This window comes from Prochlorococcus sp. MIT 1342 (genome assembly GCF_047304495.1).
Taxonomy (GTDB): domain Bacteria; phylum Cyanobacteriota; class Cyanobacteriia; order PCC-6307; family Cyanobiaceae; genus Prochlorococcus; species Prochlorococcus marinus_D.
Window position 1 is genome coordinate 2,172,496 of the sequence record NZ_CP138957.1, and the last position, 14,912, is coordinate 2,187,407.

General features: G+C 52.7%; 10 protein-coding genes. 9 read left to right on the forward strand and 1 reads right to left on the reverse strand.

The genetic code is table 11. The features are described 5' to 3' along the window. Window positions 1-5 precede the first annotated feature (5 nt). The 8 genes from SIB79_RS11125 (at window position 6) to SIB79_RS11160 (ending at window position 10,653) form a co-directional block, all read left to right on the forward strand. On the forward strand, window positions 6-167 hold the full coding sequence (locus SIB79_RS11125) for a hypothetical protein (RefSeq protein WP_236068902.1): 162 nt from the start codon (window positions 6-8) through the stop codon (window positions 165-167). A 192-nt stretch (window positions 168-359) separates the two neighbouring features. Further along, a complete protein-coding gene (locus SIB79_RS11130) occupies window positions 360-3,563 on the forward strand; it encodes a DEAD/DEAH box helicase (protein ID WP_063404549.1) in 3,204 nt (1,067 codons plus the stop codon). Window positions 3,564-3,578: 15 nt separating this feature from the next. Next, the gene (locus SIB79_RS11135; RefSeq protein ID WP_063404547.1) at window positions 3,579-4,475 is read left to right on the forward strand and encodes an SWIM zinc finger family protein; all 897 of its coding nucleotides are present in this window, start codon (window positions 3,579-3,581) and stop codon (window positions 4,473-4,475) included. Further along, the gene (locus SIB79_RS11140; RefSeq protein WP_063404545.1) at window positions 4,468-4,944 is read left to right on the forward strand and encodes an MEKHLA domain-containing protein; all 477 of its coding nucleotides are present in this window, start codon (window positions 4,468-4,470) and stop codon (window positions 4,942-4,944) included. The genes SIB79_RS11135 and SIB79_RS11140 overlap by 8 nt, the downstream gene beginning before the upstream one ends. A gap of 817 nt (window positions 4,945-5,761) precedes the next feature. Further along, window positions 5,762-6,886, forward strand: coding sequence for a TRAP transporter substrate-binding protein (locus SIB79_RS11145; protein WP_063404543.1), 1,125 nt, complete (start codon window positions 5,762-5,764; stop codon window positions 6,884-6,886). Then, entirely contained in the window at window positions 6,886-7,455 is a 570-nt protein-coding gene (locus tag SIB79_RS11150) for a TRAP transporter small permease subunit (protein ID WP_063404541.1), read from the forward strand. Before SIB79_RS11145 ends, SIB79_RS11150 begins: the two co-directional genes overlap by 1 nt. Further along, on the forward strand, window positions 7,448-8,818 hold the full coding sequence (locus SIB79_RS11155) for a TRAP transporter large permease (protein WP_081215717.1): 1,371 nt from the start codon (window positions 7,448-7,450) through the stop codon (window positions 8,816-8,818). The genes SIB79_RS11150 and SIB79_RS11155 overlap by 8 nt, the downstream gene beginning before the upstream one ends. Before the next feature lie 59 nt (window positions 8,819-8,877). Then, window positions 8,878-10,653 carry a diflavin flavoprotein gene (locus tag SIB79_RS11160; protein WP_063404539.1) on the forward strand — a complete coding sequence of 592 codons (1,776 nt, stop codon included), beginning with the start codon at window positions 8,878-8,880 and terminating at the stop codon, window positions 10,651-10,653. A 317-nt stretch (window positions 10,654-10,970) separates the two neighbouring features. Here SIB79_RS11160 and SIB79_RS11165 read toward each other — a convergent pair whose 3' ends face one another. Further along, on the reverse strand, window positions 10,971-12,521 hold the full coding sequence (locus SIB79_RS11165; RefSeq protein WP_081215698.1) for a calcium-binding protein: 1,551 nt from the start codon (window positions 12,519-12,521) through the stop codon (window positions 10,971-10,973). Between the two features lie 515 nt (window positions 12,522-13,036). On the opposite strand from SIB79_RS11165, the gene SIB79_RS11170 reads away from it, so the two are divergent. Then, complete coding sequence (locus tag SIB79_RS11170) at window positions 13,037-14,869, forward strand: diflavin flavoprotein (protein WP_063405344.1); 1,833 nt, start codon at window positions 13,037-13,039, stop codon at window positions 14,867-14,869. Window positions 14,870-14,912: the final 43 nt, after the last annotated feature.

Sequence of the window (14,912 nt, forward strand, 5' to 3'; positions counted from 1 at the left end):
CAGCCATGATCGCCTTTGGACCTCCCTATGACGTTGCCCGCCACCGCAACCAACCCAATGGTTGGGGCCCAGATGTATTTGCATTCGCTTGGGCAATGCCAACTTCAGGCATGCGTGCAGCCCTGTTAAACCTGCCCTTCAAACTGGCAATGGACTTGCGCTCCTAAGGCTTGGGCTTGCTCTATGGCAGCTGTAGCTTGCGCAATCCACAGCTGCACCCCCTCGAAAGCAGCTGGGCATAGCTAGGGGACCGGCGCCCTGGCATGATTGGTTGTGGAACTCCTGCGTGGATGGTTGCCGTTGATCGGCAGTGCACTCCTGCTCCAAGAAACCCAACACATACTTTTTGCGTCGCGGCCATGAGCCTGCTGCACGCCACCTGGCTTCCAGCCATCCGTACTCCGACCAGCTCCGGTCGCCCTGCGCTCCTTGTGTGGGCAGATACCTGGCGAGTCGCCACCCCAGCAGGACCAGCAGCAACTCCCGCACTCCACCCCTTCACCCTCAGCCCAGACGATCTACGTGCCTGGCTCATTGAGCGCGATCTACTGCCTGATGAAATCATCGACGCCACAGCATGCCTGACCCTGCCTAGCCGAACAGTCAAACCGCGCAGCAAAACCAAGAACGTATCCACTGAATCCGACGAAGCCAAAGACCACACAACAACTTGGACAGGACTGCCCTTACAAGCAGGCGAACCCATTCCCAAACAAACGGAATGGTGGCCCTGGCAGGTGCAAGGCCTGGCAGTGGAACCTGCTGCCGCAACGGCCTGGCTTTCGAAACTGCCTCTTTCAGGAAATCATCCTGATCTGGCCGATGAATTGCGCTGGTGGAGCCATCTACAGCGCTGGGCCCTGAGCATGATTGCTCGCGGACGTTGGCTACCCCAGGTGGAACTCAGCAAGGGAGAGGGCTATCCCCACCGAGCACGCTGGACACCGCTACTCAACCGTGAAGATGATCGCCGCCGCCTCGAAGACCTTGCCGCTCAGCTTCCCTTAGTGGCCACCTGCGCCCTCCCCTGGCGGGAGCCCACCGGAAGGCGTAGCAACCGAATGACCCGCCTAAGACCAGAGGCGATGCGAGCCGCTAACCCTGTGGCTTCGTGCAGACCCCGCAGCGGTCGCCTTCGCGTAGCCAGCTTGCTGGAAGAACTCTTGGATGCCCAACTGCGCTCCGGATTTGAAGCGAGTGAGCAAGGCCTAGACCCATTGCTCACAGCCTGGCAGGAAGCACTGGGGTCGGACAGCGGCGTGATCAACCTCCCCGATGAGGAAGCCGAACGTCTAGCTACAGCAAGCAACCATTGGCGTGAAGGCGTGGCTGGCAACGTCGCACCAGCCAGGGCCTGCTTAGAACTCTTCACTCCCGGAGAAGGGGAAGACCTCTGGGAGCTGCGCTTCTCCTTACAAGCTGAGGCTGATCCCACGATCAAAGTACCGGCCGCAGCAGCCTGGGCAGCTGGTCCCAAGGTCCTGCAACTAGGCGAAATCCGTGTGGAACATCCAGGCGAGGTGCTACTGGAAGGCATGGGGCGAGCCCTCACGGTGTTTGCACCGATCGAACGAGGCCTCGACAGCGCCACACCAGAAGCAATGCAGCTCACCCCTGCTGAAGCCTTTGTATTAGTGCGCACTGCAGCGACCCAACTGCGTGATGTTGGCGTTGGCGTGGAATTGCCTGCCAGCCTCTCGGGAGGGCTGGCTAGTCGCCTAGGCCTAGCGATCAAGGCGGAGCTATCGGAGAGATCTAGAGGTTTCACTTTGGGCGAAACCCTCGACTGGAGTTGGGAGCTCATGATCGGTGGCGTCACCCTGACGCTTCGCGAACTGGAGCGACTAGCAAGCAAGCGCAGCCCGCTTGTCAACCACAAGGGCGCCTGGATCGAATTACGCCCCAACGATCTCAAACATGCGGAACACTTCTGCAGCGTCAATCCAGGCATCAGCCTCGACGATGCCTTGCGCCTTACCGCAACCGATGGCGACACGCTGATGAGACTGCCCGTTCACCGCTTTGAGGCCGGTCCACGACTACAGGCGGTGTTGGAGCAGTACCACCAGCAAAAAGCACCAGACCCCCTACCTGCTCCCGAAGGCTTCTGCGGTCAGCTAAGGCCTTATCAGGAAAGGGGTCTGGGTTGGCTGGCCTTCCTGCATCGCTTCGATCAAGGGGCATGCCTGGCCGACGACATGGGCCTGGGCAAAACGATCCAGCTACTGGCATTCCTGCAACACCTCAAGGCGGAACAGGAACTCAAACGGCCGGTATTGCTGATCGCTCCCACGTCCGTACTCACCAACTGGAAGAGAGAGGCATTGGCCTTCACACCAGAGTTAAACGTCCGCGAACACTATGGGCCGCGTCGGCCATCTACCCCCGCCGCCTTAAAGAAAGCACTCAAAGGCTTAGACCTCGTTCTCACCAGTTATGGGCTCCTGCAGCGAGATAGTGAGCTCCTGGAAACGGTCGACTGGCAAGGCGTGGTCATCGATGAAGCCCAAGCCATTAAGAACCCCAACGCCAAACAGAGCCAAGCAGCACGCGATATGGGTCGCCCAGACAAAAACAATCGCTTCAGGATTGCTCTTACCGGCACACCCGTCGAAAACCGAGTCAGTGAACTTTGGGCACTGATGGACTTCCTTAACCCAAGGGTTCTCGGTGAAGAAGACTTCTTCCGCCAGCGCTACCGGCTGCCGATTGAGCGCTATGGCGACATGTCTTCCCTCCGAGACCTCAAGGGCCGTGTTGGTCCCTTCATCCTGAGACGACTAAAAACCGACAAGGCAATCATCTCCGACCTACCCGAAAAGGTAGAGCTGAGCGAATGGGTGGGTCTGAGCAAAGAACAGGCAGCCCTGTATCGCAACACAGTGGATGAAACACTGGAGGCCATTGCCCGCGCACCCAGAGGTCAACGCCATGGCAAGGTGCTCGGATTGCTTACCCGACTGAAGCAAATCTGCAACCATCCCGCCCTAGCCCTCAAAGAACAAACCGTTGCAAAAGGCTTCATGGACCGTTCCGCCAAGCTGCTGCGTTTGGAAGAAATTCTCGAGGAAGTGATCGAGGCAGGAGATCGCGCTCTGTTATTCACCCAATTCGCAGAATGGGGGCATCTCCTTAAGGCCTACCTGCAACAACGCTGGCGCTTTGAAGTTCCCTTCCTGCACGGCAGCACAAGCAAAACTGAACGTCAGGCCATGGTTGATCGCTTCCAGGAGGATCCACGTGGACCCCAACTGTTCCTGCTGTCACTCAAAGCCGGTGGTGTAGGCCTCAACCTGACGCGAGCCAGCCATGTGTTTCATGTTGATCGCTGGTGGAATCCTGCCGTAGAAAACCAGGCCACTGATCGCGCTTACAGGATCGGGCAAATCAATCGGGTGATGGTGCACAAATTCATCACCAGCGGCTCAGTTGAAGAGAAAATTGATCGCATGATTCGCGAAAAATCTCGACTTGCCGAAGACATCATTGGCTCTGGAGAAGACTGGTTAGGTGGCTTGGGCGTCAGTCAATTGCGCGAACTAGTGGCCCTAGAAGACAGCTGATTCAAAGATGACGTCATGACAAGCAGCACCAACAACACCAGCATCACAACCGCCCTAGGGGAAGAGGGGCTAGGGCAACAGCCTTGGTGGGTGGAGCAATGGATGGAATTGATTAATTCCTACCGCTTCAAAAAGCGACTTGAGCGTGCCTGGACCTACGCCAGAGAAGGCAATGTCACCTCAATACGCTTCGAGGGTCGCCGAGTACACGCCCGCGTCCAGGGCACCGGGGAAGACCCCTACAAGGTGAAACTCTGGCTTGATGTCCTCAACGACGAAGACTGGGGGTATGTACTGGAAGCCCTTACCCAGAAAGCGCGCTGGTCTGCCCAGTTGCTGGCAGGGATCATGCCGGCAGACATCGAGCGGGCATTTGCCGCCAGTGGTCGACGTCTTTTTCCCTTCAAGCTGCAGGAAGTCCGCAGTGAATGCAGCTGCCCAGATAAAGCCAATCCCTGCAAACACATCAGCGCCATCTATTTCCTGATGGGGGATCGCTTCAGCGAAGATCCCTTTGTACTGTTTCAGCTACGCGGTCGCACCCGCAACAAATTGCTTGCGGATCTAGCCGAACAACGGCGTGATGCACTCGCAAAACTGGCAGAAACAGCTGCCGCAAAGAATGAGGTTCCTGCTGAGCCATCCAGCAGCGAAGACCTACCTGTACCACCCCATCCCGCCGTTGTGGACCCGAGCTTATGGTGGCGCTACGACTCCAGCCTCGATGCCGATCTGGTGGTGATTACTCCAGCCATGGAAGGCGACACAGGGCTCGATGCAGCAGGTGATCTACCCCTGGCAGAAGAACCCCGCTTCCCAAAAGCCCGTCAGACTTTTCTGAATCATCTCAGGGAGCAGGGACAAGCCCTATCCCAGCAAGCCATGCTTCAAGCAATGGCGACCGGTGGCTGAAGCCCCCTGGCTATCTTCGGAGAAGCAGGAGCTAGTCAACCTGCTTTTAATCTCTCACCAACAAGCTTTCAATCACACACTTCTGGCATGTGAGCGGCGGCAGCCTTCACAACGTCTTGCCAGCCAGGAACTGTTTGCCTCAAGACAGCCCGTACTGGCCCATAGTGACGGGCAAGATCCCAATCTCAGCTATGCCAATGCTGCAGCACTTCAGCTGTGGGGACGGCGCTGGGCAGAGATGGTCGGCATGCCTTCCCGCTTGACAGCACCAACCAGCGAACAAGATGCACGCGCCAATGCCTTAGACAAAGCGCTCCAACAGGATGCAATCAAGGACTATCAAGGGATCCGTATTAACCATGAAGGGCGAAGGTTTCTAATCAAGAACGCACGCATATGGACCCTATGGAATCAAGAAGGTCTACGCATCGGCCAAGCTGCTGCGATCGGCAGCTGGTATTGGTTGTGAGTGCACACCAGCCCATTAACAATCAAAAATTGACGCTGCCTTGCAACCAAGTTCATGCAAAAAATTAAGGAGATCATCAGCCAATAGGCATAGTCCATTTCTTTGATACATGAACTTTGATACATGAAATTTAGGCAAAATATGCATATTAACTTTGCCTTAATCACTTAAGCCTTGAATATTTTCTATTTTGAGTGTCCAAGAATTCTGATCAAAAGCAATCTTCCTTTGATTCTTTTAAACGCCTGGGTCAGCAACTAGTAACTCGACACATTCCAGCCCATCGCCACAACTGAAATCGTGCAAACAGAAATGAAAGTTACACAATTTCAGTTAACCGATCGGATTTAGGCCAAGCCGCCATGAGTTAAAAACACTACCAAACTGACCCTAATATTAAATACTTAAGGGCGCAACAAAGACAAAATACTTCGCTGACAAATAACAACAAAGAGTCTCTGATCCTGCTGTCAAAGTTTTGGATCATGAACTACTCAAAACATTCAGCCATGGGGTCTTGCATAATCACTTCCACTGGCCCTAAGGGGGAGAGCGCGAACAGACAAAAGCCGCCTAGCGCGGTGCGATTCTCGAGATCAGCGTCGCCAAAAACCAAGCATCACATCGCCAACACGATTCAGCTGAAGAACGACGTGAGATACCAACAAGACCCTGTAAGCATGGCTCAATGTTGTGGAGGAGTGCTATTTGGGACCAGCCCTAGCCCGAAAAGCAACTTCAAACTTCATTCTTCAACTGACATCGTTGCTCCGAACTTGTAGATGCGCCGTAAAATCGCAGCGACCCAGAGAACTGTATGCAACGTCGAAAACTACTCGGGTCTGGTGCTACGGCTGTCTCAGCAGCCGTCGGTGCAGGCATTCTCAGTGCCTGCACAATCCGTAGAGAGGAAGAAAACAGCAGTAGCAGCAGCCAGGCGAAGGTGCGCTGGCGAATGGCCACCAGCTGGCCCCCCTCACTAGACACGATTTACGGCGGGGCCGAAACAATCAGCAGAAGGGTGAATGAACTAAGCGGAGGCAACTTCCAAATCAAGCCCTATGCGGCCGGCGAGCTCGTACCAGGTTTAGAAGTCCTTGATGCGGTTCAGGCGGGCTCCGTCGAGTGCGGTCATACCGCCAGTTACTACTACATTGGCAAAAATCCCGGCTTTGCCTTCGGCACTTCCGTACCGTTTGGCCTTACCGCACAACAACAGAACGCTTGGCTCTACGAAGCAGGCGGTAACGACGCCATCAACAACCTCTATGCCGATTTCGGAGTGATCAGCTTCCCCGCTGGCAACACCGGTGCACAAATGGGCGGATGGTTCAAGCGCAAACTCGAGGGCCTCAGTTCTCTACAGGGACTCAAAATGCGTATCCCTGGCCTGGGCGGCAAGGTGCTTGCCCAGCTGGGTGTGAACGTCCAGGTTTTGCCTGGTGGAGAGATCTACCTGGCTCTAGAGCGTGGCGCGATCGACGCCGCTGAATGGACCGGCCCATACGATGACGAAAAGCTTGGCCTAGCCAAAGCCGCACGCTTCTACTACTACCCAGGTTGGTGGGAACCCGGCCCCACCCTTGCCGCTCTGGTCAACCAACAAGCCTGGAGCAAGCTGCCGAGCGAATATCAAGCGATGTTCAACACCGCCTGTTACGAAGCCAACCTCACCATGCTCAGCCGATACGACAACCTCAACGGGGCTGCTCTGCAAAGGCTTTTAAAGGGCAACACCGAGCTGGTTCCCTATGACCAAAGCATCCTTAAAGCTGCCCAGGAAGCAGCCTTCCAGCTCTATAGCGATACCGCCGCAAAAGATGCCAGCTTCCGCAGCCTGCTGCAGCAATGGCAAGGCTTCCGCAAAGAGGTTTACGCCTGGAACAACGTCAATGAGTTCTCATTCGCTCGCTTCAGTTACAACCAGCTGCAAGGAACTTGATGAGACGCTGGTTAGACCTAGCAGAACGCCTTGACGCCTTAAACAAGGCCTTTGCAGTCATTGCGCGCTGGTCGGTGTTGATGATGTTGGGATTAGGGCTCTGGAACGTTGTGGGGCGCTATCTCGGTGTATCCATCGGCCACAATCTCAGCTCCAACGGTCTTATCGAAGGGCAGTGGTACCTCTTTGATCTGGTGTTCCTACTAGGACTGGGCTGGACCCTCCAACGCCATGGGCATGTGCGGGTTGATGTACTTCAAAGCCGCTGGGGAGAAAAGCACCAAACACGTATGGAGCTGCTTGGCACCCTGGTCTTCCTGTTGCCATTTGCCCTGGGAGTAATGCTGATCTCGCTCGAACCCGCCCTGCAGTCTTGGAGGATCGGCGAAGCCTCACCCGACCCCAACGGCCTGCCGCGCTACTGGGTTAAATCCCTCATCCCCTTGGGCTTCCTACTCTTGGCCCTACAAGGCGTCGCCGAAGCCATTCGAGCCTGGGCAAAGCTAAAAGCCCAAACATTGATGTCATTCAATTCTGAAGGTGAACAGGGCGGAGATCGCCTTGATTGAGATTGAACTACTCGACCATGTGATCAGTTTCGATCCCGCCACCACACTTGGGCCTGGGATGTTTATAGCCCTGGTCTTCGCCCTATTGAGCGGCTATCCAGTGGCCTTCTGCCTCGGTGGCATTGCCGTGATCTTCGCGTTGCTGGGCATGGCTCTTGGTGTGATCGATCCACTGTTCGTTACCGCTCTGCCGCAGCGAATCCTGGGGATCATGGCCAACTTCACCTTGTTGGCCATTCCGGCGTTTGTGTTCATGGGCGCCATGCTCGAGACATCAGGTATTGCAGAGCGACTGCTCGAGAGCATGGGACGTCTACTCGGCAAACTGCGCGGTGGCCTGGCCCTGGCGGTCGTGCTAGTCGGCTCACTGCTCGCTGCCACCACCGGAGTCGTAGCAGCGACAGTCACCACTATGGGGCTGATCTCTCTACCGGCCATGCTGAGAGCGGGCTACGACCGCTCACTTGCCACGGGGGTCATTGCTGCCTCAGGCACCCTTGGCCAGATCATCCCACCCAGCATTGTCTTGGTGGTTCTCGGCGACCAGTTGGGTGTCTCAGTAGGAGATCTGTTCCTTGGCTCACTGATTCCAGGGGTGCTCATGGCTGGTGCATTTGCCACTTATGTGCTCGTGATCAGCCACCTCAAACCTCATCTCGCCCCCCAACTGAATCCAGCAGACCTGATCCCCATGCAACCTGGCCAACTGCTGCGTGTGATCATCCCGCCCCTAGGCCTGATCCTCTTGGTGCTAGGCAGCATCTTCTTTGGAATCGCAACACCCACCGAAGCTGGCGTTCTTGGTGCCACTGGCGCCATGGTCCTAGCATCGCTCAATGGAGGGTTCAGCCGCAGCAGCCTCTCAAAAGTATGCGATGAAACCCTACGAACCACCGCCATGGTGATGGCGATTTTACTGGGCTCAACAGCTTTTAGCCTTGTCTTTCGCGGAGTAGGCGGCGATCAACTCATTGCCGATCTTTTGCTGAACCTGCCCGGCGGCAAGGTTGGTTTTATGGCCGTGAGCATGCTCACGATCTTCGGCCTCGGCTTTTTCATCGACTTCTTTGAAATCGCCTTTATTGCCGTTCCGCTCTTACTGCCCGCAGCTCGCCAAATCCTTGGACCCGAGGCCTTGATCTGGCTAGGTGTGGTCATCGGCGCCAATTTGCAAACCTCCTTCCTCACTCCACCTTTCGGCTTCGCACTCTTTTATCTACGCGGAGTAGCCCCTAAAACCATTACCACACAAGAAATCTATAAGGGTGCACTGCCCTTCGTGGGCCTGCAAATCGCTGTCTTGGTGCTGATCATTGCAGCCCCACCCCTAGTGGATTGGCTGCCCAACCTTGCCGCCTCCTGAAAGAAAGCACAGTTCTCCGAAAACCCTCCGTAGAGTTTTGGCATTGGTGTAAAGGGTCCATGAACGTTGCGAGCAAAGACACCACGGTGACAGCGACCAGCACTGCTCCAAGGTTGTCACTGCAATGCGCAGCTATCGCTAGCGACACCACCACGATCCGTGCCCTCGATTGGGACCGCAGCCGCTTTGATATCGAGTTCGGCCTCCGTAACGGCACCACCTACAACAGCTTCCTGGTGAGAGGTGCCCAGACAGCACTGATCGATACCAACCACCTCAAGTTTGAGGACACCTGGCTACCGATGCTTAAGGAGCAAATCGATCCAAAAGCGATCGACTATCTCATCATCAGCCACACCGAACCCGACCATTCCGGTCTAGTGGGCCAGATCATCGATCTCAATCCCGAGATCGAAATCGTTGCTTCGAAGGTCGCCATCAAGTTCCTAGAAGATCAGGTGCATCGCCCCTTCCGCTCACGAGAAGTCAAAAGCGGCGAAGAACTGGATCTAGGCACTAACCCAACAAGCGGTATCGCTCACCGCTTCGAATTTCTGAGTGCGCCCAACCTGCACTGGCCAGACACAATCTTCTCTTTCGACCACGCCACAGGGATTCTTTACACCTGTGATGCATTTGGTCTGCACTATTGCTCAGAAGAACTCTTCGACCAAGACCCCTCCGCACTGGCCCCTGACTTCCGCTTCTATTACGACTGCTTGATGGGGCCCAATGCGCGCAGTGTTGTCCAAGCTTTGAAGCGCATGGATCAGCTGCCAGAGATCAGCACAATTGCCGTTGGTCACGGCCCACTACTGCGCCACCATCTCAAACTTTGGGTCGACGACTATCGCGACTGGAGCAGCCAACGAAGCCAAGGAGAAAGCTATGCAGCCATCTGTTATCTCAGTTATTACGGCTTTTGCGACCGGCTCAGCCAAGCCATTGCCCACGGCATCGGCAAAGCCAAAGGAGAGGTACAACTAGTCGATCTTCGAGGCACTGATGCGCAAGAACTGAGCGCATTAATTGGTGAAGCAAAGGCAGTAGTAGTACCAACCTGGCCATCCCAACCAGATGCAGAACTGCAGAGTTCAATTGGCACCCTATTGGCAGCTTTGAATCAAAAACAATGGGTTGCCGTTTACGATGCCTATGGCGGCAATGATGAGCCAATTGATGCAATAGCAGCGCAGCTGCGTAGCCTTGGGCAAAAAGAAGCTTTCGAACCTTTAAGAGTGCGGCAAGCTCCTGATGGCAATCTCTACCAACGCTTCGAAGAAGCTGGTACCGACCTTGGACAACTACTCAACCAAAAGCAAAATATTGCGGCCATGAAAAGCCTAGATACTGAACTTGACAAGGCCATGGGTACCCTGAGTGGCGGCCTTTATGTCGTCACCGCCAGCCAAGATGAAGAGTCCAGCCAACGACGTGGCGCCATGATCGCAAGTTGGGTGAGTCAAGCAAGTTTCACACCGCCAGGGCTAACCGTCGCAGTAGCCAAAGACAGAGCCATAGAAACCCTGATGCAAGTAGGGGATCGCTTCGTGATCAACGTATTAAGAGAAGACAACTATCAACCTTTACTAAGGCAATTCCTCAAACGCTTCCCCCCCGGAGCCGATCGTTTCGAAGGAGTGAATATACTCAACAACGTTGCTAAAGGAGGCCCCGTCCTCGTGGATGCGCTGGCCTTCTTGGATTGCCTCGTCAAACAGCGACTAGAAACCCCCGATCACTGGATCGTCTACGCCCTGGTGGAACAAGGCAATGTGGCGGATGCTGAAGCCAAAACAGCAGTACATCACCGCAAAGTAGGGAACCACTATTAGCCCTACTTTGCGGTGATGCAACAGAGATCCCTGTCTTCAATTTAAATCAATTTCTGCAAGGAAGCTCCGCCTAATAGCGGAGCAAGCAGCTGTTATACCTGCACGGCAACAATACAAGAGTAGGGATGCTGAAAAGCATTTCCATTGATATTATTATGCCATATTCTCAGGTCAGAGTTACAATTCAAGAATTGATTTTAAAAATATAGGTCAGGTACTTATAACTCTCTTCCAATAATGCAGAAAGACCATCATTCTTCAGGTAAAGTCAAAAGCCAGCGTGATTGATTTTATCAATTATCGAAGCTTATAACTAGCTAAAATATGAAATCAGTTGCAGCAAGAGTATCTACATCTAAGAGCTGAATCTCAAGCTCAGGCCTAGAGTCACTATCTGTACTAACTTGAACCAACCCATTAGAAAATCTAACTTGACTATCACCGTTAAAGTCATTACTTGCAATGAAGGTCAATTCATCATCCACAGAGGATAGATCAATCTTATCTTCACCTCGCCTAAAATCAATAATCACATCTCTATGAGATTTACCGCTTCTAGAGTCTTGAGCGGTTTGGAAAGCGAATAAATCTGAACCGTCACCACCAACCAAAACATCACTTCCTTTACCTCCTATTAATTTATCATCTCCTCCCCCTCCATGCATATATTGCTTTCCATCTCCTCCATTTAAAGTCTCTGACGATTTCGTGCCTTGGGTGTCATCACCATTTTTGATGGCATAGAGGGATATGTCATTGCCATCACCTGATTTATATGTTATGCGAAGATCATGGGCTTCACCATATTGATCTACATAAGTTTCAACTAAACTCCCTTCGCTGAGATTGTAGAAAGTTCCGCTTAGATCACCTCCTACTTCAAGAAAAGTAAATTGTTCTCCTACAGATAGATTGACTTCATCCAAATCCAGTTTTAAGCCTCCTGCCAACTCTACATCACCTTTGACATTAATAGTGTTGCCACCAGGCCGAAGAATGATATTGCCGTCCGATTTGATATAATTTCCTTCAATATCTAAACTGCTCGAAAGATCAGACTCAAGACGTATTGTCTGCCTATCATTAAGTTCGCCTAGGATTTCAGCCCCCTCATTAACTACAATATTCCCATAATTAATAAAAACGCCTTCGTCTTGATTGTCAATCTTACCCCAAAGATTAATCAAGCCATTATTCTCGAAGTCCCCCCGGTTTATCAAGGTGCTTAGTTTGCCGATAGACATTATTCCTTCGTCTTGATTGTCGATTACAGCATTAGCATGGTTAACCATTACCACCCCTTCTGTGTAAAGATCTATTTTGCCATTATTCTCAAAAATCCCATTGGTAGGATAATTTGCGTCAGAGCCTAGATTCCTAAACTTACCAAAGCTTATTGCAATATAACCATCTTCTCCATTTTCAAAAGAGTTGGCATTTTTGATGTCGTCTTTACTCTTTAATTCTCCATTATTTATTAGCCTACCCAAGTTCGTGAGCGGAGCCCAGTCTGAGGCTCCGAAGGCATTAAAGAGCCCACCGTTGACAAAGGTCGCCCCCGCGTTATTTACAAATTTCCCCTTATCACTCCATATTTTCGAACCATCTTTGGTTGTCATTCTCTTATTATTTACAATTGTTGCGCCTGAATAATTCTTGATAAATCCATCTTCGCGATTAACAAGCATCACTCCTGAAACATCGATCAAAGCGTCTTCTCCGGAATTCGTTACTTCGGCAAAGTTATGCAACGCAAAAATATCCTTCAACTCTCCATAGTTAACAAAGTCCTCTTCGAGGTAAACCTTGTCAGACAATGAAATTACTCCTGAGTTTGGGTTTGGAGAGATGCTTGTAGGTACAGGCATGAGAGTGAATACAAAGTCTTTATTTATAGCATAATAGCAGAAACTAACCCAAAAAGGCAATCCATACTTTAGCTAGGTCCTATAAACTATATCTTTTCCCCAAAGGAGCGCCCTTATTCAGGTAATTGCCCTACTAATATTTTAATCATTAAATTGAAAACCCAAGCCTCAAGCTTGGCACCAGTTAGCAAAGCATCGACAGAAATTTAATGAGGCCCTCTTGACAGGCAGGCATCGAAGAAAATAATACCTATGAACATTCCATTATATCTTAGTCGAATTTTTTTCTTGAGGTTAACAATGAATGCATCTGGCTAAAGAAATTTGCCTCCCCTCTAGCAATCCAATCTAAATAGATCATGGGTCAAAAAAGGTCCAAAGCGCCTCTCCAAAAAATCTTCTATCCATTTGGGCAAGCTCCAGATGGATAGAACTACTATCTAGGCTCCCGTCACTACCCAAAATAAAATGATCACTCAGTCAGTAAATATCGACACCTGATATAGATGGCCTTCATGCAACGCTCTAAGACAACATCTCAGCGAACGGTAATTACGATACCAATCGAAACGGGCCTGATCAGCCTGCGTGGCCTTAGTCCTCAACGCCTGCGCTTTGAGCTGGAATATGCCCTGGAGCGAGGCAGTACAGCCAATGGCTTTCTTTTCTCTGCCGGGGATGACTCACATGGGCAACCTCAATCGGCTCTCCTGGTACACCCTCCTGGCGACGCCTATGCCGAGGTTTTCATGCCAGCACTCGCCAAGGCCCTCCCTTCAGGCACCACAACGTTGAAGGTGGTCGTTGGTCACATCAACCCCAACCGAGTCGCGCTACTCAAAAAGCTGGCCAACACCTACACCGAGCTGGAGTTAATCAGTTCCAATCCCGGCGCCAAATTGCTCCGAGAGCTTTGGGAGCAACGCAAACCAGCAACACCCAACAGCAACGAACAGGAAGAGCCATCCCTTCCCTCTCTTCCATCCATTGAGATTGTTCGACAAGAGCAAAAACTCTCCCTCAGCAATGAACACGAATTGTGGCTGCTACCAGCGCCAACAGCTCGCTGGCCAGGCGGTCTGCTGGCCTTCGAGGCAAGCCTTGGCTTGTTGATGAGCGACAAACTATTCGCCGCCCACCTCTGCACGAGCCAATGGGCAGAAGCCAATCGCATCAGCACCGAAGAGGAGCGCAGGCACTTCTACGACTGCCTGATGGCTCCCATGGCCAGCCAGGTAGATACCTTAGTAGAGCGGCTTGAAGAGCTAGACATCCGCACGATCGCCCCATGCCATGGGCCAGCCATAGAAACGAGCTGGCGGAGCCTGCTGAATGACTACCGCCGCTGGGGTGAAAGCCAACAACAAGCCCCTTTAAAGGTCGTTCTTCTTTTCGCCAGCGCCTACGGCAACACAGCGGCGATTGCTGACGCACTCGCAAAAGGAGTCTCCAGTACTGGTATTCAAGTAGAAAGCCTCAACTGCGAATTCACACCTGCGAATGAATTGGTGAATGCAATCCAACAAGCCGATGCCTACTTGATTGGATCCCCAACCCTTGGAGGGCATGCACCAACACCAATCGTATCGGCCCTAGGAACCTTGCTGGCCGAAGGTGACCGCAACAAAAAGGTAGGCATATTCGGCAGCTATGGCTGGAGTGGAGAGGCATTGGAACTTCTCGAAAAGAAGCTACGTGATGGTGGTTTCTCCTTTGGATTCGAGCCAATCAAAGTGAAGTTCAGTCCCGATGCTGCCATGGTGAAAACCCTGGAAGAGACAGGAACACTGTTTGGGCGAAACCTGCTCAAAGAACAGCGGCGTCAGCAGCCACGAGCAAGCAGTGGCATGAGTGCAAGCCGTAGCGATCCAGCCGTGCTTGCCCTGGGTCGGGTAGTGGGCTCACTATGCATCTTGACGGCTCGTAAAGGGGAAGGGAATACAGCGCTTAGCGGCGCAATGGTCGCAAGCTGGGTCAGCCAAGCCAGCTTTTCACCGCCAGGGCTGAGCGTGGCCGTCGCCAAAGACCGAGCCGTTGAAGCTTTGCTGCATCGGGGCGACCACTTTGCTCTCAATGTGTTGGCAGCAGGAAGGCAACACGAACTGATGAAACATTTCCTGCAACCATTCCCAGCTGGTTCAGACCGATTCGCAGGGCTAGACCTTGACGCCAGTCCCGCAGGTCAACCGCTGCTTAAAAATGCTCTGGCATGGCTTGAAGGATGCGTACAGCAACGCATGGAATGTGGAGACCACTGGCTGCTATATGCCGAGATCAGCCATGGTGCCCTACTTGAGCGAGAAGGCACGACGGCTGTGCATCAGCGCCGCAGCGGGGCGTACTACTGAAGAAGCAGCCTTGCGAGAGACTCGCGCAGACAGGCCCCATACG

Coding starts and splice junctions, on each gene's coding strand:
- SIB79_RS11165 (WP_081215698.1), bottom strand. CDS start 12,521: ATGCCTGTACCTACAAGCATCTCTCCAAACCCAAACTCAGGAGTAATT.
- SIB79_RS11150 (WP_063404541.1), top strand. CDS start 6,886: ATGAGACGCTGGTTAGACCTAGCAGAACGCCTTGACGCCTTAAACAAG.
- SIB79_RS11125 (WP_236068902.1), top strand. CDS start 6: ATGATCGCCTTTGGACCTCCCTATGACGTTGCCCGCCACCGCAACCAA.
- SIB79_RS11145 (WP_063404543.1), top strand. CDS start 5,762: ATGCAACGTCGAAAACTACTCGGGTCTGGTGCTACGGCTGTCTCAGCA.
- SIB79_RS11135 (WP_063404547.1), top strand. CDS start 3,579: ATGACAAGCAGCACCAACAACACCAGCATCACAACCGCCCTAGGGGAA.
- SIB79_RS11170 (WP_063405344.1), top strand. CDS start 13,037: ATGCAACGCTCTAAGACAACATCTCAGCGAACGGTAATTACGATACCA.
- SIB79_RS11130 (WP_063404549.1), top strand. CDS start 360: ATGAGCCTGCTGCACGCCACCTGGCTTCCAGCCATCCGTACTCCGACC.
- SIB79_RS11160 (WP_063404539.1), top strand. CDS start 8,878: ATGAACGTTGCGAGCAAAGACACCACGGTGACAGCGACCAGCACTGCT.